Origin of the sequence: Mesorhizobium sp. M2A.F.Ca.ET.042.01.1.1 (genome assembly GCF_003997405.1) — a bacterium.
GTDB lineage: Bacteria > Pseudomonadota > Alphaproteobacteria > Rhizobiales > Rhizobiaceae > Mesorhizobium.
In genome coordinates this window covers 1-19289 of the sequence record NZ_RZRX01000113.1, presented here as the reverse complement: position 1 = coordinate 19289, position 19289 = coordinate 1, and the positions used below count along the sequence as shown (strand labels likewise).

Here is a 19289-nt window from a genome sequence, read left to right as displayed (position 1 = left end):
CGCGGCCATCCCCGCCGTCATCGCCTACAACAAACTGTCATCGGACGCGAACAAGCTCGCCGTGCGCATGGAAGGGTTCTCGGACGAGTTCTCCGCCATACTCTCGCGCCAAATCGATGAAAAAGTAGCGCAGAAGGCCTGAGGAACGATCATGGGGATGTCTGCTGCTGGCGCAGGTGGCTCGGGGCGAGGCGGACGCGGCCATAGGCGCCGTGGCCGTCACCATGGCCTGATGTCGGAAATCAACGTCACGCCGATGGTCGACGTGATGCTGGTGCTGTTGATCATCTTCATGGTCGCGGCACCGCTGCTCACCGTCGGGGTTCCGATCGATCTGCCGGACACGCAGGCCAAGGCGATGAATGTCGATACGCAGCCGATCACCGTCTCGATCGACGCCGCCGGCAAGATTTTCCTGCAGGAAACCGAGATCCCGATCGAGGAACTGGTGGCCAAGCTGCAGGCGATTTCCAAGACCGGCTATGACGAGCGCATCTTCATCCGCGGCGACAAGTCGACCGACTACGGCACGGCGATGAAGGTCATGGCCCGCATTTCAGCGGCCGGCTACAAGAATATCGGCCTGGTCTCGCTGCAGGAACAGGATCAGTAGACGCCAGATGCGGACCGGTCTCACCTCTTCGGTGATATTGCATGCGGTGGCGCTGGCCTTCGGGCTGTTCACGCTGTCGTCGCCGCCGGCCATGCCGACCTCCGATGTGGAGTCGGTGGCGGTCGATATCGTGCCGATGGAGGCCATCGCCCAGACCCTGCAGGGCGACAAGAAGGCGGTCATGCATGACAAGCCGGCGCCTGTTCCGACGAAGCGGCCGGATGTCGTTCCCAATGCCCAGAAGGTCGGCGAGAACACTGTCGACACCGATAAGCCGGTGACGGATGAAGCCAAGCCGAAGCCGGTCGAGAAGACTGCGGCGCCGCCGCCGGCGCCGACGCCGACCGAAAAGCCTGCGGTCGAGGACGTGCCGAAGCCGCAGGAGAAGCCGAAGCCGACGCCCGCGACGGAAGTCGCGCCGACACCGACGCCGAAGGAAGAGGTCAAGCCCGAGCCGGTCAAGCAGACGGAGCCGAAGCCGACGCCGGCGAAGGAAGCGCCGACGCCCGACAAGACCGCGGCCATCCAGAAGGAAGAGGTCAAGCCGGACGCGGTGGCCGAGGCGATCTCGCAGGACCAGCCGACGGATGAGGCGAAGCTGCCGGATTCAGCCCCCGCGCCGGAAGCACGGCCGAAGCCGCAGCCGCAGCCTGCCCAGGCCGAGAGCGCCAAGGCGCCTGATCGCAAGGACGCGGAAAAGCCGGTGAAGGAAGCGTCCTCCAAGAAGAAGTCGGACGAGAAGCAGTTCAACGCCGACGAGATAACCGCGCTGCTCGACAAGCAGAAGCCGTCCGGCGGCGGCGCCAAGCGCTCGACGCAGCAGGCTTCGCTGGGCGGCGAGAAGGATCAGGGCCAGAAGCTTTCCAAGTCGGAGCAAGGGGCTTTGGAGGATCAGCTCGGCGGTTGCTGGACCCTTCCGGTTGGCCTCGAGGGCTCCGAAAACTTCACCGTGGTCATCCGTTTCAACCTGAATGCCTCCGGCAAGCTCGAGGGCCGCCCGACCGTCGAGAAGTCCAGCGGCAACCCCCAGTTCGACGCCAGCGCGGTTCGCGCCGTGCAGAAATGCGATGTCGCAGGTCTGCAGGTTCCCGCCGGAAAGCAGGACATCTGGTCTGACGTTCGCGTCAACTTCGATCCAAGAGCGATGCTTGGCCTGTAGCCTGAGCACCCAAAAAAATCAGCAAGAGAAGCGAGAAGACATGAAATCCATCCTCAAGCCGCTCCTGATGGTCGCCGCGATGGCGGCAGGCATAAGTTCTGTCACCACCTTGCCCGCTCAGGCAACTCTTGAGCTGAACGTCAACAAAGGCAATGTCGAGCCGATGCCTATCGCCATCCCTGATTTCCAGGGAGGGCTTGGTCCGCAGATATCGGAGATCGTGACAGCCGACCTGAAACGGTCGGGGCTGTTCGCGCCGATCGACAAGGCCGCTTTTGTCGAAAAGATCACGAACCCCGACGCCGCGCCCCGTTATGAAGACTGGAAAGTCATCAACGCGCAGGCGCTGGTGACCGGCAGCGTCAGCAAGGAGGCGGACGGCCGCATCCGCGCCCAGTACCGGCTGTGGGATATTTTCGGCAACCAGCAACTGGCCGGAGAGCAGTTTTTCGCCAACGACGCCAATCAGCGCCGTGTCGCCCACATCATCGCCGATGCGATCTACGAGAAGATCACCGGCGAGAAAGGCTATTTCGATACACGCGTCGTCTTCGTCGACGAATCCGGCGCCAAGAACGCGCGCAAGAAGCGGCTCGCCATCATGGACCAGGACGGCGCCAATGTGCGCTATCTGTCGGACGGCCGCGCGATAGTGCTGACGCCGCGCTTCTCGCCGAACCGGCAGGAAATCACCTACATGTCCTATGAGAGCGGGCAGCCGAAGGTCTATCTTTTGCAGATCGAGACCGGGCAGCGCGAGCTGGTCGGCAATTTCCCGGGCATGACGTTTGCGCCGCGCTTCTCGCCCGACGGCCAGAAGGTGATCATGAGCCTGCTGCGCGACGACGGCAATTCCAACATCTTCGCCATGGACCTGAGGAGCCGCTCGACCACGCGGCTCACCGATTCGACCGCGATCGACACCTCGCCGTCCTATTCGCCGGACGGCTCGCAGGTCGTCTTCACCTCCGACCGCGGCGGCGGCAGCGGCCGCTCGCAGATCTACGTCATGGGTGGCGACGGCTCCAATCCGCACCGCATCTCCTTTGGCGACGGCGTTTATTCGACGCCGGTCTGGTCGCCGCGCGGCGATCTGATCGCCTTCACCAAGCAGAGCGGCGGCGAATTCCAGATCGGCGTCATGAAGACCGACGGCTCGGGTGAGCGCATCCTGTCCTCCGGCTTCCAGCAGGAGGGCCCGACCTGGGCGCCGAACGGCCGCGTGCTGATGTTCTTCCGCGACTCCGGCGGCGGCCCCAAGCTGGTCTCGGTCGATCTCACCGGCCGCAACGAGCAGCCGATCCCGACGGCGAACTACGCTTCGGATCCGGCTTGGTCGCCGTTGCTGGAGTAGGGGCGGGGCAGGAGAGGAATTGAAGAACTGATGAATTGAAGAATTGAAGAATGGAGAAAGAGGGCAGCTACATCAAGCGCGCGAAGGATTTGGAAGTCTATAGGCGTGCTTATGCAGTTTCTCTTGACGTCCACAGAGCCACGCTCGTTTTTCCGAAAATCGAGCAATACGCGCTGGCGGACCAAATGCGTCGGTCCAGCAAGGCGATTTGCGCCAATCTCGCTGAGGGCTTTGCCAAGCAGACCCACTCCAGGCCCGAATTCGCACGGTTCATTTCGATGGCTCTGGGATCGTGCAGCGAAATGGAAACGTGGATTTCCTATGCCTTCGATCTTGGCTACGTCGCACAGGCGCAGCGCGACGAATGGCTGCAGTCCTATGTTCATATCTATGGAATGCTGGTGAATCTGAGGGAGAGGCTGAAGTGACCCTTTTCCTCAATTCTTCAATTCCCCAATTCTTCAATTCCCCTTTTCCACGTCTTGGTCGCGTTTTGGCCGCATTTCCGCCTACGGTCCGCGCGCATTGTCGATCTTGGTAAATGCGTGGATGCGTAACGGCCGAGGACGGCGGCCGAAACCAAAAATTAACCGTGTTTCTTGAATGCCGGTTAACCCAAACGTGGTTACTGGGTGATCAACGAAATCACTCGAATGCTAAGGAGAGGGCGGCATGGGCCGTATCGCAGCACTTACCAGAAACCCGGCGATGATCGCGTTGGTGGCGGCTCTCGCCATCACCGGTTGCGCCTCGAAGAAGACGCCGAACAGCGCGGCCGATCTTGGACTCAACGGCGCCGGCGCCGCCACGCCGGGTTCCGCGCAGGACTTCACCGTCAACATCGGCGACCGCATCTTCTTCGACACCGACTCCTCGTCGATCCGCGCTGACGCGCAGACCACGCTGGCGCGCCAGGCGCAGTGGCTCAACCAGTATCGCCAGTACGCCATCGTCATCGAAGGCCATGCCGACGAGCGCGGCACGCGTGAGTACAATCTGGCCCTGGGCGCCCGCCGCGCCGCCGCCACCCGCGACTTCCTGGTTTCCAAGGGCGTCTCCGCCAGCCGCCTGAAGACCATCTCCTACGGCAAGGAGCGTCCGGTCGCGGTCTGCGACGACATCTCCTGCTGGTCGCAGAACCGCCGCGCCGTCACCACGCTGTCGGGCGCCGGTTCCTGATAACCAGGCCCGTGGCCGCCGCTTGGCGCGACGCCACAGGCGGCAAAAATACAACATCGCAAGAATCAAAGGCGGCCTCAGGGCCGCCTTTTTCATTTGCAACGGCTTGAAACAAAATTTGGCCGAAGTCTCGCGTCCTGCTATGAGCGCGAGGGCGCTGCTCCCATTGTCTGATTTTGGAAAGGCGCATCAGGCCAACACATCCACCGCGAGAGACAGAATGCACTTCAGAACGGTCCTGAGCGGCACGCTTGCGCTGCTGCTCGTATCAAGCCTCCCGAGCCTTGCCGCCTCGGCCGACAGCGCCGCGCGGGCCTCCGACAGCGGGTTCACCTTCCATCTGCCGACGCTCGGCATCTTCGGCGACAAGAAGAAGCCGGAACAAGCCCAGGTCGCGCAGGACAACAGCGGTGGCATAACGGGTCTGGAGGACCAGCTGCGTCAGCTGAACGGCAAGATCGAGGAGATGAACTTCCAGATCCTGCAGATGCAGGAACAGATCCGAAAGCAGCAGGAGGACAATGAATTCCGCTTCCAGCAGCTCGAGGGCGGTTCGCAAGGCGGCGCCAAGCCGACCGGGCAGAAGAAGTCGGAGGCCGGCGGCAATACCAACCTCGGCGATGCCGGCACCGGGGATTCCGGCACCGGCGACGCAGGCGCGGACAACAGCGTCGCGCAGGCCCCGGCGACGCAGGCGCCTGCCGACACCGGCGGGCAAAATGGCGGCGGCAAGACGGTCGGCGACGTCATTGTGGAATCGCAGACCGGCGACCCCGGCAAGCTGATCACCGGCGCGCCGCCGAAGAATTTCGGCACCATCACCGTCGACAAGAACGGCAATGTCGTCAATGCCGAGACCGACCCGCAGGCAAGCGCGCCGGCGCAGGCTCCCTCCGCCACGGCAAGCGCTCCGTCCGCCGAAACGCCTGCCAAGAAGAACAAGTCCGGCGACACGCAAGTCGCGGCCCTGCCATCGACCAACGATCCGGACGAGCTCTACCGCAATTCCTACCAGTTCATCCTGTCGGGCGACTACCCGACCGCAGAGCAGGGTTTTCGTGACCATATCTCCCGCTTCCCCAAGGACGCCAAGGCGGCGGACGCGCATTACTGGCTGGGCGAGTCGCTGCTTGGTCAGCAGAAGTACCGTGATGCGGCGGAGATCTTCCTGGCCGCCAGCAAGGACTATCCGAAGGCCAAGAAGGCGCCCGACATGCTGCTCAAGCTCGGCGTCTCGCTGGTGGGGCTGAAGCAGAACGACGTGGCCTGCGCCACCTTCAACGAGATCGGCAAGCGCTATCCGGACGTTTCCGGCACGCTCAAGGAACGCATCAAGCAGGAAAAGGCACTGGCGGCGTGCTGACGCCCGATACCAAAGCCAACCTCTCAGACCGCCTTTTCTTCGACCTGGACTTTTCGACCGGCGCCGTTGCAGCCGTGTCCGGCGGCAGCGACTCGACCGCCCTGCTCCTCCTTCTTAAAGATCATTTCGACCGGACCGCACCGGCCGCCAGGCTGCTCGCGGTGACGATCGATCATGGCTTGCGGCCGGATTCGGCCACCGAGGCGCGGCAGGTTGCCGATTTCTGCGCCGAGTGCGGCATCGCGCATCGCATTCTCGCCTGGCGCGGCGACAAGCCCGCGAGCGGGCTGGCGGCCGCCGCGCGCGAGGCGCGCTACAGGCTGCTGGCGCAAGCAGCCGACGCCGAAGGCATCAAGCTGACCCTGACCGGCCACACCGCCGACGATCAGGCCGAGACGGTGCTGATGCGCCAGGCGCGCGACGATGACGGCCGTGGCCTTGCCGGCATGGCGCCCGCCACGCTGCATGACTGGCGCACCTGGATCGTCCGGCCGCTGCTCGGCACCAGGCGCGCTGCGTTGCGCGACATGCTGCGGCATCGCGACGTCGGCTGGATCGAGGATCCGACCAATGTGGATGCCCGCTTCGAGCGGCCGCGCATGCGCGCGGCGCTCGCGCAGGGCGAAGGCGAACGGCGCATTGCCGAGGCGCTGGCGCTGTCCGCCCAGGCGGCACGCGAGCGCCACGACATCGGTCGCCGCGCCGCCAAGCTCATCGACGCGTTCGCCAGCAGACCGGTTCCGGGTCTCATCCGCCTCGATCGCGATTTCGCCGGGCATGAGGACGGCCAAGCGGCCGTTTACGTGCTGCGCATCCTGCTGGCCACGGTTGGCGGCATGTCCTTTCTCGCCGACGAGGCGCGCTGTGCTGAGCTGCTTTCCCGCCTGCAGCTGGGATCGCTTTGCGCCACATTGTCGCGGACGGTGGTCGATGCGCGCCGTACAGGCATTTTCCTTCGCCGCGAAAGCCGCAATCTGCCCGCCCCCGCGCCGCCGGCGGACAATTGGCTTTGGGACAACCGCCGGCGCGTCATCTTGGATGACCGCATCACTTTGAAAGACGGGCCGGGCGACTTGGTGATCGCGCCGCTGGGCCGTGCCGCCGCCAGTAAAGCGCCCTTCAGCGAGGATGTTCCACAAAGCCTTTCACGCGCGGCGCTTGCTGCGGAGCCAACGCTATGGTCCGGCGGCAAACACCTTGATTTCGCTGGGGGCGATGCCGGCCCGCAATCGGTGTCTATCGTTCCGGCGGTTGCCCCTTTCGCGCGCTTCCTGCCTTGCTTCGACATTGAACCCGCCACCGCCGTCGCGATGCTTGTCGGAGCGCCGCCGGTGCCGGCGCCGCCATTCCGTGGCCATGATGGTGGGCGAGGGTGGGCGAAAGCTTAACCGATACGTGCTGTTCTGCTTGGCAAGGGGAGGCGCTCTCCCTATGTTAGGCCCAAGCTTCTCCATCATCGCGGGTCCGCAGACGGGCTCCAACGGGACAATAGATGAATCCGAACTATCGCAACCTCGCGCTCTGGGCGATCATAGCGGTCCTGCTCATCGCCCTGTTCAATCTGTTCCAGACGCCCCAGACGCGCGGTGCAACGACGGATATTCCCTATTCGCAGTTCCTGCAGGACGTCGCCTCCGGCCGGGTCAAGAGCGTGACCATCGCGGGTGCCCGCGTCTTCGGCAACTACACGGACAACGCCAACGGCTTCCAGACTTATTCGCCGGGCGACCCGTCGCTGGTTTCCAGGCTGCAGGACAAGAACGTCACCATCACCGCCAAGCCTGAGACCGACGGCTCCAACTCGCTGTTCGGCTACCTGATTTCGTGGCTGCCGATGATCCTGATCCTCGGCGTGTGGATATTCTTCATGCGCCAGATGCAGTCCGGCTCCGGAAGAGCGATGGGCTTCGGCAAGTCGAAGGCCAAGCTTCTGACGGAGGCGCATGGCCGCGTCACCTTCCAGGATGTCGCCGGCGTCGACGAAGCCAAGGAAGACCTCGAAGAGATCGTCGAGTTCCTGCGCGATCCGCAGAAGTTCCAGCGCCTCGGCGGCAAGATCCCGCGCGGCGTGCTGCTGGTCGGCCCGCCCGGCACCGGCAAGACGCTGCTCGCCCGCTCGGTCGCCGGCGAGGCCAATGTGCCGTTCTTCACCATCTCCGGCTCGGACTTCGTCGAGATGTTCGTCGGCGTCGGCGCGAGCCGCGTGCGCGACATGTTCGACCAGGCCAAGAAGAACGCGCCCTGCATCATCTTCATCGACGAGATCGACGCGGTCGGCCGTCATCGCGGCGCCGGTCTCGGCGGCGGCAATGACGAGCGCGAGCAGACGCTGAACCAGCTGCTGGTCGAGATGGACGGCTTCGAGTCGAACGAGTCGATCATCCTGATCGCCGCCACCAACCGGCCCGACGTGTTGGACCCGGCGCTGCTGAGGCCCGGCCGCTTCGACCGGCAGGTCGTGGTGCCGAACCCCGACATCGTCGGCCGCGAGAAGATCCTCAAGGTGCATGTCCGCAACGTGCCGCTGGCGCCCAATGTCGACCTCAAGGTCATCGCGCGCGGCACGCCGGGCTTCTCCGGCGCCGACCTGATGAACCTCGTCAACGAATCCGCGCTGATGGCGGCGCGCCGCAACAAGCGGCTGGTCACCATGGCCGAGTTCGAGGACGCCAAGGACAAGATCATGATGGGCGCGGAGCGCCGTTCGTCGGCGATGACGCAGGCCGAGAAGGAGCTGACCGCCTATCACGAGGCCGGCCACGCCATCCTGGCGCTCAACGTGCCGACGGCGGACCCGCTGCACAAGGCGACCATCATCCCGCGAGGCCGCGCGCTCGGCATGGTCATGCAGCTGCCGGAAGGCGACCGCTATTCGATGAGCTACAAATACATGATCTCCAGGCTAGCGATCATGATGGGTGGCCGCGTCGCCGAGGAGTTCAAGTTCGGCAAGGAGAACATCACGTCGGGGGCCTCCTCCGACATCGAGCAGGCGACCAAGCTGGCGCGCGCCATGGTCACGCGCTGGGGCTTCTCCGACAAGCTCGGCCATGTCGCCTATGGCGACAACCAGGAAGAGGTCTTCCTCGGCCACTCGGTGGCGCGCCAGCAGAACATCTCGGAAGAGACGGCGCAGATCATCGACGCCGAGGTGCGGCGGCTGATCGACGACGCCTATTCGACCGCGAAGTCGGTACTGACCAAGAAGAAGAAGGAATGGATCGCGCTCGCCGAAGGGCTGCTCGAATACGAGACGCTGTCGGGCGAAGAGATCAAGCAGTTGATCGCAGGGCACAACCCCGCCCGCGACCTCGGCGACGACGCCCCGCCCAGCCGGGGCTCTGCGGTGCCGAAGGCCGGCACGGGCGGCCGCCGCAAGAAGGGTCCTGAGCCCGAAGGCGGCATGGAACCGCAGCCGTCAAGCTGAGGACTGTGAATGCTCACAACGAACGCCGCGGATCAAACCGCGGCGTTTTGCTTTTTGGGCGCACCGGAGGTTTGGCTGACTTGCGCTGGTGATTGGCGAAAGCGGTGGGGCAGCCAATCTCCCTTTTTGTGGGAGAAAGGCCCGGCAGGGCAGAGGGGCGCTGTCCCGCCGGCGTATCAAAGCTTTGGTTCCTCGCCCCAACCGAAGGCGGGGGAGAGGTGGCCGCGAAGCGGACGGAGGGGGCCTTCGCAGGGCGCTTCCCTCTCCGCCTCGGCTTCGCCGAGCCACCTCTCCCCACTTTCGTGGGACGAGGAACCTTCGTCCTGTGAGCGTCGAGTTCCTTCGCGCCCCCCTCTGTCCTGCCGGACATCTCCACCACAAGGGGGGAGATTGGCCGTCACGCCGGCTTTCGCCAATCGCAAGCGTCGAAAGAAAGAAGACTCCGAAGCAGCCGATCTTTGAGCGTTTTAAAGGAGCCGAGGACGTGACTTTTGAAGCTATCCAACAAAAAGGAAGAGGCTAAGCGATCAGCTCTTCAGCTTGGCATTGCAGAGGCTGTAGTAGCCGCCGCCCTTCTGGATCCAACGAAGGCCGTTCAACGTACCCGCCTCCTTGTTGTCGTGGTAACCCTGCAGGCAGGTCTTCATCCTGGCCTTCGCGGGCTTTTCGGTCTTGAACTCGGCGGCGAGGGTGGTCGGGAATGTCACACCCGCCGGCGCCACAGTGGGGGTGACCGCCGCGCTGGTGTCTTTTTCTGCTGGCTCCGCGGTTTTGACCGAATCCGCGCTGACACTCTCCGCGGCGGACGTGGCGCATTTCTCCTTGCGGAAAGCGGCCCAGTCCATGCCGTTCAGAGTGCCGCCTTCCTTGGCTGCCTGATAGGTCTCGCCGCATTCCTTCATCGTCAGTGCGCTCGCAGGTGAGGCGCTCCAAGCGACCAGTGCCGTCACAGCCAACGCCGCCAATTTCAAATTGAACATAAGACCCTCCTGATTGATGATAAGTTAGACGTCTTTTGTATACTGTTTGTTCCCTGTATGTTCAACTGGAATTTTTGCGAGCTACCCATGAGCCTGGCGGTGGGCAGTGTGGGCAAATCGACGATGCCGGCAGTCCCGCCATATGCAGATAGAGCAAGGCCGCGGGCGTCTTCGCCTGTACAAAAAAGCCCACGCATCTTGCGATGCGCGGGCCTTTTCTCTTGAATAACTAGGCGATCAGCTCTTCAGCTTGGCATTGCAGAGGCTGTAGAAGCCGCCACCCTTCTGGATCCACTTCAGGCCGTTCAGCGTGTTGGCGTCCTTGTTGGCGTAGTACTGCTCAAGGCAGGTGTGCATGCGGCCCTTACCCGGGTTCTCGGTGGCGAATTTCGGCGAGATCGCCTTCGGGAAGCTCACGCCCTTCGGCGCTGCGACCGTCGGCTTCGCCGGCTCGCTGGTGTAGGTGGCCTCCGTCGGAGCCGGCACTGTGTCGTCGTCATCGGCGCCGGCACCGCACTCCGCCTTGCGGAAGTCGTTCCACTTCATGCCGTTGAGCTTGTTGGCGGTCTTCGCGGCCTGGTACTTGGTGCTGCATTCCGCCATGGTCAGGCCCTTGCCGCCGGCGGCAGCCGCGGTCGAGGTTTTGGCCGGCTTGGTTTCAGCCGCGGGCGCGGTGGCAGCCGCGGCGGTTGCGCCAGGGCCGCACTCGGCCTTGCGGAAGTCATTCCACTTCATGCCGTTGAGCGTGCCGGCGGATTTTGCCGCCTGGTACTTGGCGCTGCATTCCTTGGAGCTCAGGCCCTTGGTCGCGTCGGCGGCGGCGGCCTTTGCCTTCTTGGTCGTCGTCTTGGTGTCGGCGGCCTTCGTGTCGGTCGCAGCCTTGGTGTCGGTGGCCGCCTTGGTGTCGGTCGCGGCGGAAGCATCGCTGCCGCACTGCGCCTTGCGGAACTGGTTCCAGGTCTGGCCGGCAAGCGTTCCCGCATCCTTGGCCGCATTATACTTGGTGCTGCACTCGGCCATGGTCAGCGCGTTGGCCGGCGCCGCCATGAACAAGGTTGCGACGGCGAGACCCGTCAAAGCTGCAAGTCTATGAATAAGCATGGCGTTTTCTCCCTTGCTGCCGCCAATAGGTGTCCCTATGCCAAATCAATAGCTCTCAATGTCCGGTTGCGCCAGATGCATCCGGCGCGGGACCCGTCACAAAGTGTGTTGCTCCTGATAAGGTGATGAATTGCTTGCGGGTTCGCCGCCAGCCAAAGTTTCCAGGCTCCGAAAAGCCTCGCGTGGGCAGGTGTAGCGCCGCCAAGTCAAAGGTGGTGATAGGCCGTCGAACCACTTGCACCGCCTGCGACAATGTTTTTCTAAGGATTGGTAATATACAATCACGAAATTTGATGATCGGATGCGGCCCAATTGTGGCAATACGGGCCTGCTGAAAACCGACGGGGACTGTAAGGATATGGCAGGTCAGTATTTCGGCACGGACGGTATTCGCGGACGCGCCAACAAATTTCCGATGACGGCCGAGGTCGCCATGCGCGTCGGCATGGCCGCTGGGCTTTCGTTCCAGCGCGGCAATCATCGTCACCGCGTCGTGCTCGGCAAGGATACGCGGCTTTCCGGCTACATGATCGAGAACGCCATGGTTGCCGGCCTGTGCGCCGCCGGCATGGACGTCTTCCTGCTCGGCCCGATCCCGACGCCTGCCGTCGCCATGCTGGTGCGCTCGTTGCGCGCCGACATCGGCGTGATGATCTCGGCCTCGCACAACCCTTATTACGACAACGGCATCAAGCTGTTCGGTCCCGACGGCTACAAGCTCTCCGACGAGATCGAGGAGCGCATCGAAGGCATGCTCGACAAGGACATCGAGCTGGCGCTCGCCGATTCCGACGGGCTCGGCCGGGCCAAGCGCGTCGACGGAGTGCATGACCGCTATATCGAATTCGCCAAGCGCACGCTGCCCCGCTCGATGTCGCTCTCGGGTCTGCGGATCGTCGTCGATTGCGCGAACGGCGCTTCCTACAAGGTGGCGCCCGAGGCGCTGTGGGAGCTCGGCGCCGAGGTGGTGGCGATCAATGTCGAGCCGAACGGCTTCAACATCAATAAGGAGTGCGGCTCGACCCATCCGGCCGGCCTGCAGAAGAAGGTGCATGAGGTGCGCGCCGACATCGGCATCGCGCTCGACGGCGACGCCGACCGCGTGGTCATCGTCGACGAGAACGGAGCGATCGTCGACGGCGACCAGATCATGGCACTGATCGCCGAATCCTGGCACCAGAGCGGAAGGCTGGCCGGCGGCGGAGTCGTTTCCACCGTGATGTCCAATCTCGGCCTGGAGCGCTTCCTCGGCGACATGAAGCTGCAGCTGCATCGCACCAAGGTGGGCGACCGCTATGTGGTCGAACATATGCGCGCGCATGGCTTGAATGTCGGCGGCGAGCAGTCCGGCCACATCGTGCTTTCCGATTTCTCGACCACGGGAGACGGTCTGGTCTCGGCTCTGCAGGTGCTCGCCTGCATCAAGCGGCAGAACCGCCCGGTCAGCGAATTGTCGAAGAAGTTCGAGCCGGTGCCCCAGCTTCTCAAGAACGTCCGCATCTCCGGGGGCAAGCCGCTGGAGGAAGCGCCGGTCAAGGCGGCGATCGAAGAAGGGCGCAACCGGCTCGGCACGTCCGGCCGCCTCGTCATCCGGCCATCCGGCACCGAGCCGCTGATCCGCGTCATGGCCGAGGGCGACGACCCGCAACTGGTCGAGGCGGTCGTCAACGACATCGTGGGCATCCTCCAGGAAACCCGCAGCGCCGCCTGAAGCCGGTTGCCGAGCTTCAAGGTCATCGAGCCCGCCGTCAGGCGGGCTTTTTCGTCGAGGGCAGGCCTCCCGGACAACGGGGTTCCCTCTAAAATTGTATAGATTCGTGGTTAATCGGTACGGTTAAACGGCTTTTAACCTTTGCAATTCATTATCCAAACCCGAGGTCAATCATCTTCGGGCGGGTGTCGTCCCGAGGCTTCTTAGGGGTGACAGAATGTTCAAGACAGCAAGAATGGCATTGCTTGCCGTGCTGTTCGCGGGCTCGGCCGGACCGCTCTTCGCGGCCGACCTCCCCGAACCGCAGGTCGAAGAGGCGCCGCCGCCGGTCGTCGAACAGCAGCCGATCGATGTCGGCGGCTGGTATATCCGCGGCGACATCGATTATCACAAATCGGATCTCGGCAGCATTGACTATATTACATACGGGCCGCCGCCCGGCAGCAATGATTTCGATTTCGGCCATCTGAAGGGCGGCTTCTCGCTCGGCGGTGGTGTTGGCTACAAGATCAACAACTATCTCCGCACCGACCTGACCGCAGATTACTGGTTCAAGTCGAACTTCAACGGCCAGACCTCGGATCTGATTACAACGTCGACCGAAGTTTCGAAAATGAGCGCCCTGCTGCTGCTCGCCAATGCCTATGTCGACATCGGTACCTGGCACGGCATCACGCCTTATGTCGGCGCCGGCATCGGTGGTGCGCACGTCAAATGGGACACGGTCCATGATCCGAACACCACCGAGACCAATCCTGGCTCGTCCAACTGGCGCTTCGCTTACGCGCTTATGGCTGGCGCGTCCTACTGCCTGACCGACAGGGTGATCCTCGACGCCGGGTACCGCTTCACGCACATCGAGGGCGGCCGCATGTTCGAGTTTGATACGAGCAGTTCCGGGCCAGGTTTCGACCACGGCATCAACACGCACGAAGTGCGCGGCGGCCTGCGCTACCAGTTCGGCGGCAACAATGGCTGCGCGGAACCGGTCGCCTATCAGCCGGAACCGGAGCCGATCTACACCAAGTAATCGCTTCTTGAATCCTGGAACTCAAAGCCGCCCGGCATCAGCCGGGCGGCTTTCGTTTTATGCGACGCCGGTAAATATCGATCGAAATCAATTCGGTAACTGGCTGTTATCCTTAACCGGCACTTAACCACTATGGTTAACAATGCTTCTTGAAACGGCAGCTCTGCTCGCGCTCGCGACTGGCGCCAACTTCAGGAGCCGGGGACCATGATATCAAAATCGCGTATCGCACTGGCGCTCGCCTCAATCGTGCTGATGCCGGCGACACAGGCTTTGTCAGCCGACTACGACCCGCCGATCTATGTCGACCAGGCGCCGGACTACCAGCCGGTCGAGGTCGGCTCGGGCTGGTACCTGCGCGGCGATGTCGGTTATGCCTTCAGCCATCCGTTTGACGAGACCAGCAACAATCCGGGCTTTTCGCACAGCCGGACGTTGTTCGATGCTAGCGTCGGCATGGGCTATCATTTCAACGATTACCTTCGTGCCGATCTGAACTTGGGAATCCTGCCGTCAAACAAGTTCGGCGACAGTGTAGACACCACCTGTAGCGGATCAACAACGACGACAGTCGTTGACAACACCTCCGGCTCGATTACGAGCCAAATCACGACTCGGCCCACCACTCAACCCTGCAAGGGCTCCAGCAACGCCCTGAACAAAGCTTATAGCCTGATGGCCAACGGCTATATCGATCTCGGCACGTATGTAGGTATCACGCCCTATATCGGCGCCGGCGCCGGCGTTGTCTATGATAAGTACGCCAGCACGATCGGCGCGAAAAATTGCGCTCCGTCGAGCAGCAGCGTCGTCGGCAACGGCACCACCACCACGACGCAATTCAACTGCGATGACCCCGCCGGCTATGACGGGCAGGTCAGTTCGAAGGCGAGCTATGACTTTGCCTATTCGCTGGCGGCCGGCCTTTCGTACCAGATGACCAGAAACGTTTCGGTCGACCTCGGCTATGAGTATCTCTCAGTTCCGAGCGCCAAATATGTCGCCTATGATAACGGGCTCTTCAACGTTCACAAGGGTGTGAACTTCCAGACCGTCAAGCTCGGACTGCGTTATGATCTTTGGTAGCGCAGACGGCAGCAAAAACCGCAGACGGCGGTTCTCTTCAGTCCCGACGTCTGCTTTTTGCGGCATTGCTTTTCGCGAGCAAATATCCCGACAGCGACAAAAACTTTGCTCTTGACGCCGAAAGTCTAAACGCATATCGCCGTCCGTGGGCCACCCCTCCCCAACGAGGGGCCACTATCTGGAAGGATAGACCACGATGACGACACCTACCAAGCCCGGACTCCGTCCGGCAAACCCCAATTTCTCCTCAGGTCCCTGCGCAAAACGTCCCGGCTGGTCGGCCGAGGCGCTCTCGAAGGCCGCGCTAGGGCGCTCCCATCGCGCCAAGATCGGCAAGAGCAAGCTCGAACAGGCGATCGAGCTGACGCGCGACATCCTCAAGGTCCCCGCCGGCTATCGCATCGGCATCGTGCCGGCGTCCGACACCGGCGCCGTTGAGATGGCGCTGTGGTCGCTGCTCGGCGAGCGCGGTGTCGACATGGTCGCCTGGGAAAGCTTCGGCTCCGGCTGGGTGACGGATGTCGTCAAGCAGCTCAAGCTCGCCGACGTGCGCAAGTTCGAGGCCGGCTACGGCCAGCTGCCCGACCTCAAGCAGATCGATTTCGATCGCGACGTGGTCTTCACCTGGAACGGCACGACCTCCGGCGTGCGCGTGCCGAACGGCGATTTCATTCCCGCGGACCGCAAGGGCTTGACCATTTGCGACGCGACGTCCGCCGCCTTCGCGCAAAGGCTCGACTTTGAAAAACTCGATGTCGTCACCTTCTCCTGGCAGAAGGTGCTGGGTGGCGAAGGCGCGCACGGCATGCTGATCCTGTCGCCCCGCGCCGTCGAGCGGCTGGAGACCTACAAGCCGGCCTGGCCGCTGCCGAAGATTTTCCGCCTGACCTCGGGCGGCAAGCTGATCGAGGGCATCTTCAAGGGCGAGACCATCAACACGCCGTCGATGCTGTGCGTCGAGGATTATCTCGATGCGCTGCACTGGGCGAAGTCGATCGGCGGCCTGGAAGCGCTGATTGCCCGCGCCGACGCCAATGCCGCGGTGCTCGACCGGTTCGTTGGCAAGTCGTCGTGGCTCGGCCATCTGGCCGTCGATCCGGCAACACGCTCGAACACGTCCGTGTGCCTGTCCTTCACCGATCCGGATATCGCGGCGCTCGATGCCGACGGTCAGGCGGCCTTCGCCAAGGGCCTCGTCTCGGCGCTCGACAAGGAAGGTGTCGCCTACGACATCGGCTCCTATCGCGACGCGCCGCCCGGGCTGCGCATCTGGTGCGGCGCCACCGTCGAGACCGCCGATCTCGAAGCGCTGCTGCCCTGGCTCGACTGGGCCTTCGCCGCGCAGAAGGCGTCGCTCAAGGCGGCGGCCTGAAATCCGTGGCGGCCTGCGGGCCGCCACCATTTCCCGACACATCCAATTCCCTTCAAGGAGGCCGTGATGGCGCCCCGCGTTCTCGTTTCGGATAAACTTTCAACCACCGCCGTGCAGATCTTCAAGGATCGCGGCATCGAGGTCGACTACCTGCCCGACCTCGGCAAGGACAAGGAAAAGCTGCTCGAGGTGATCGACCAATATGACGGCCTCGCCATTCGCTCGGCGACCAAGGTCACCGAGAAGCTGATCAATGCGGCAACCAGGCTCAAGGTCGTCGGCCGCGCCGGCATCGGCGTCGACAATGTCGATATCCCGGCCGCCAGCCGCAAGGGCATCATCGTGATGAACACGCCTTTCGGCAATTCGATCACCACGGCCGAGCATGCGGTGGCGATGATCTTCGCGCTGGCGCGGCAGATCCCGGAAGCCAATGCCTCGACCCATGCGGGAAAATGGGAAAAGAACCGCTTCATGGGCGTCGAGATCACCAGCAAGACGTTGGGCGTGATCGGCTGCGGCAATATCGGCTCGATCGTCGCCACGCGCGGCGTCGGATTGAAGATGCATGTTATCGCCTTCGATCCGTTCCTGTCGGACAGCCGCGCCGAGGAGCTCGGCGTCCAGAAGGTCGAGCTCGACGAGCTCTTCGCCCGCGCCGACTTCATCACGCTGCACACGCCACTGACCGAGAAGACGCGCAACATCATCGACGCGGCCGCGATCGCCAAGATGAAGGACGGCGTGCGCATCATCAATTGCGCGCGTGGCGGCCTGGTCGTCGAGGCCGATCTGGTCGCGGCGCTGAAGAGCGGCAAGGTGGCGGGCGCGGGCATCGACGTATTCGAGGTCGAGCCGGCGGAGAACAACCCGCTGTTCGGCATGGAGAATGTCGTGGCGACACCGCATCTCGGCGCCTCGACCACCGAGGCTCAGGAGAATGTCGCGCTGCAGGTCGCCGAGCAGATGAGCGACTATCTCATCAATGGCGCCGTCTCCAACGCCATCAACATGCCTTCGATCACCGCCGAGGAAGCGCCGAGGCTCAAGCCCTTCGTCAAGCTTGCCGAGGTGCTCGGCGCCTTCGTCGGCCAGGTCACCGAGGATCCGATCAAGGAGGTCGAGATCCTGTTCGACGGCTCGACCGCGACGATGAACACGCGCGCGCTGGTGAGCGCCGCCCTTGCCGGCCTGATCCGGCCGCAAGTCTCCGACGTCAACATGGTGTCGGCGCCGATCATGGTGAAGGAACGCGGCATCATCGTCGCCGAGGTCAAGCGCGACAAGTCGGGCGTGTTCGACGGCTATATCAAGCTGACGGTCAAGACCGAGCACATGACGCGCTCGATCGCCGGCACCTGCTTCTCCGACGGCAAGCCGCGCTTCATCCAGATTAAGGGCATCAATCTCGACGCCGAAGTCGGCCAGCACATGCTCTACACGACTAATGCCGATGCGCCCGGCATCATCGGCCTGCTCGGCACGGTGTGCGGCGAGAACGGCGTCAACATCGCCAACTTCCAGCTCGGCCGCAACCGGCCGGGCGGCGATGCGATCGCGCTGCTTTATCTCGACGCGCCGTTCCCGGAAAAGGTGCTGGAACAGGTGCGCGCGCACAAGTCGATCGACTCGGCGAAGCGGCTGCGCTTCGACGTCGGCGCCGAGTGAACGTTGAAAATGAAGACGCCCCGCCTGCATCGTCAGGCGAGGCGCTGATAGTACAGCCATCGCCAACGGCTGCTTGACGCGTGCTCGGGAGATATCATCCCGCCTGCAGTGCCGCTCTGCTGCCGCTGTATTCGGCAAGGGCAATGCCGCCGAGGACAAGAGCCAGCGCGAAGGCCTGATAGGGCTGAAACTGCTCGCCGACGATCAGCACCGAAAGCAGCGTGCCGAAGATCGGCACCAGGTTGATGAACAGGCCGGCCCGGTTGGCGCCGATCAGCTCGTTGCCCTTGATGTAGAGGACCTGCGAGACGACCGAGGCGCCGAGCGCCGTATAGAGCGTGAGCGCCCATCCGCTTGCGTCCGGCATGACGGCGCGGCCGGCCGCAATCTCCCAGATGACGAAGGGCAGGGAGATCAGCAGCGCGGCGATCGACAGCGCCAGCATGAAACTCTGCCAGCGGATTGCGGGCCTGAGGCGCAGCCCAACCGAATAGAGGCTGTAGCAAAGCACAGCGACAAGCATGATGGCGTCGCCGAAGTTGAGGTCGAGCTTCAAGAGCTGGCCGAGATCGCCATGGCTTGCGGTCAGCGCGACGCCGACGATGGTGAGCACGACGCCGAGGATCTGCAGAGGCCGCACGCGCAGCCGGAAGAACATGAAATTGGCAAGGATGATGACGATCGGGATGGCCGCCTGCTCGATCGAGACGTTGATAGCGGTTGTGTAGTTGAGCGCGGTGTAGAAGATGACGTTGAAGATGGTGAAGCCGCACGCGCCGAGGCCGGCAAGCAGTTTCCAGTGGCTGCGCACTTCGGGCCAGTCCTCGCGCAGCGTCCGCCAGCCGACGGGCAGCAGGATCAGCACCGCCATCACCCAGCGCAGGAACACCAGCGTCATCGGCGAGACATGGCCGACGGCAAGCTCGCCCGCGACCGAATTGCCGCCCCACAACAGCATGGTCGACAGAAGGAACAGATAGGCGGCTCGGTGCATGAGGGATCGGCCTGCAGGGATGTTCGCGGGTTCAGGCCGGCCTAGAGTGGCGGCGGCGGCAAGTAAATGATGCGAAAGCTGGAATTTGTTATGCCTGATCGGGACGAGGCTTCGCCGGCATCGTCATCCCGATCCAACTCCTGGAGCACGATCGGGTTCCGAAAGCCGGCTCCCGCTTTTCAAATCATGTTCCAGGGATGGTTTCGGCGGCAAAGAAAGGGTCGCGCCGGCCGGCGCTTGACGCTATAGAGG

General features: G+C 63.1%; 16 protein-coding genes and 1 pseudogene. 14 read left to right on the top strand and 3 right to left on the bottom strand.

Annotated features, from left to right (window positions below; genetic code table 11):
- From EOA23_RS18305 to ftsH, 9 genes and pseudogenes are all read left to right on the top strand, one after another.
- A pseudogene (locus tag EOA23_RS18305) lies at nucleotides 1–142 on the top strand (protein TolQ); the annotation flags it as partial.
- 9 nt (nucleotides 143–151) lie between these two features.
- The gene (tolR, locus tag EOA23_RS18300; RefSeq protein ID WP_042645743.1) at nucleotides 152–613 is read left to right on the top strand and encodes a protein TolR; all 462 of its coding nucleotides are present in this window, start codon (nucleotides 152–154) and stop codon (nucleotides 611–613) included.
- A gap of 7 nt (nucleotides 614–620) precedes the next feature.
- On the top strand, nucleotides 621–1772 hold the full coding sequence (locus tag EOA23_RS18295) for a TonB family protein (protein ID WP_127305155.1): 1152 nt from the start codon (nucleotides 621–623) through the stop codon (nucleotides 1770–1772).
- A gap of 40 nt (nucleotides 1773–1812) precedes the next feature.
- Nucleotides 1813–3126, top strand: a complete 1314-nt coding sequence (gene tolB / locus EOA23_RS18290; RefSeq protein ID WP_126064002.1) for a Tol-Pal system beta propeller repeat protein TolB — start codon at nucleotides 1813–1815, stop codon at nucleotides 3124–3126.
- Nucleotides 3127–3176: 50 nt separating this feature from the next.
- The gene (locus EOA23_RS18285; RefSeq protein ID WP_127305154.1) at nucleotides 3177–3554 is read left to right on the top strand and encodes a four helix bundle protein; all 378 of its coding nucleotides are present in this window, start codon (nucleotides 3177–3179) and stop codon (nucleotides 3552–3554) included.
- 244 nt (nucleotides 3555–3798) lie between these two features.
- The gene (pal, locus tag EOA23_RS18280; RefSeq protein ID WP_042645746.1) at nucleotides 3799–4305 is read left to right on the top strand and encodes a peptidoglycan-associated lipoprotein Pal; all 507 of its coding nucleotides are present in this window, start codon (nucleotides 3799–3801) and stop codon (nucleotides 4303–4305) included.
- A 220-nt stretch (nucleotides 4306–4525) separates the two neighbouring features.
- Nucleotides 4526–5668, top strand: coding sequence for a tol-pal system protein YbgF (gene ybgF / locus EOA23_RS18275; RefSeq protein ID WP_127305153.1), 1143 nt, complete (start codon nucleotides 4526–4528; stop codon nucleotides 5666–5668).
- Nucleotides 5662–7056 (top strand): tRNA lysidine(34) synthetase TilS, encoded by a 1395-nt coding sequence (gene tilS / locus EOA23_RS18270; RefSeq protein ID WP_245474239.1) that lies wholly within the window; start codon nucleotides 5662–5664, stop codon nucleotides 7054–7056. Before ybgF ends, tilS begins: the two co-directional genes overlap by 7 nt.
- A 104-nt stretch (nucleotides 7057–7160) precedes the next feature.
- The gene (gene ftsH / locus EOA23_RS18265; protein WP_127305152.1) at nucleotides 7161–9095 is read left to right on the top strand and encodes an ATP-dependent zinc metalloprotease FtsH; all 1935 of its coding nucleotides are present in this window, start codon (nucleotides 7161–7163) and stop codon (nucleotides 9093–9095) included.
- Between the two features lie 527 nt (nucleotides 9096–9622).
- Here the strand turns inward: ftsH and EOA23_RS18255 are convergent.
- Together EOA23_RS18255 and EOA23_RS18250 are read right to left on the bottom strand one after the other, a co-directional pair.
- Entirely contained in the window at nucleotides 9623–10075 is a 453-nt protein-coding gene (locus tag EOA23_RS18255) for a hypothetical protein (protein WP_126064004.1), read from the bottom strand.
- 237 nt (nucleotides 10076–10312) lie between these two features.
- Entirely contained in the window at nucleotides 10313–11176 is an 864-nt protein-coding gene (locus EOA23_RS18250; protein ID WP_127305150.1) for a hypothetical protein, read from the bottom strand.
- A 358-nt stretch (nucleotides 11177–11534) separates the two neighbouring features.
- Here EOA23_RS18250 and glmM point away from each other — a divergent pair, with 358 nt between their 5' ends.
- From glmM to serA, 5 genes are all read left to right on the top strand, one after another.
- A complete protein-coding gene (gene glmM, locus EOA23_RS18245; RefSeq protein WP_126064006.1) occupies nucleotides 11535–12887 on the top strand; it encodes a phosphoglucosamine mutase in 1353 nt (450 codons plus the stop codon).
- Between the two features lie 217 nt (nucleotides 12888–13104).
- Nucleotides 13105–13917, top strand: coding sequence for an outer membrane protein (locus tag EOA23_RS18240; protein ID WP_127305149.1), 813 nt, complete (start codon nucleotides 13105–13107; stop codon nucleotides 13915–13917).
- Between the two features lie 255 nt (nucleotides 13918–14172).
- Nucleotides 14173–15003, top strand: a complete 831-nt coding sequence (locus EOA23_RS18235; RefSeq protein WP_348628570.1) for an outer membrane beta-barrel protein — start codon at nucleotides 14173–14175, stop codon at nucleotides 15001–15003.
- 196 nt (nucleotides 15004–15199) lie between these two features.
- Entirely contained in the window at nucleotides 15200–16375 is a 1176-nt protein-coding gene (locus EOA23_RS18230; RefSeq protein WP_127305148.1) for a phosphoserine transaminase, read from the top strand.
- Between the two features lie 66 nt (nucleotides 16376–16441).
- Complete coding sequence (serA, locus tag EOA23_RS18225) at nucleotides 16442–18043, top strand: phosphoglycerate dehydrogenase (RefSeq protein WP_127305147.1); 1602 nt, start codon at nucleotides 16442–16444, stop codon at nucleotides 18041–18043.
- A gap of 94 nt (nucleotides 18044–18137) precedes the next feature.
- Here the strand turns inward: serA and EOA23_RS18220 are convergent, their stop codons facing one another.
- Nucleotides 18138–19037 (bottom strand): DMT family transporter, encoded by a 900-nt coding sequence (locus EOA23_RS18220; protein WP_127305146.1) that lies wholly within the window; start codon nucleotides 19035–19037, stop codon nucleotides 18138–18140.
- Between the last annotated feature and the right edge of the window lie 252 nt (nucleotides 19038–19289).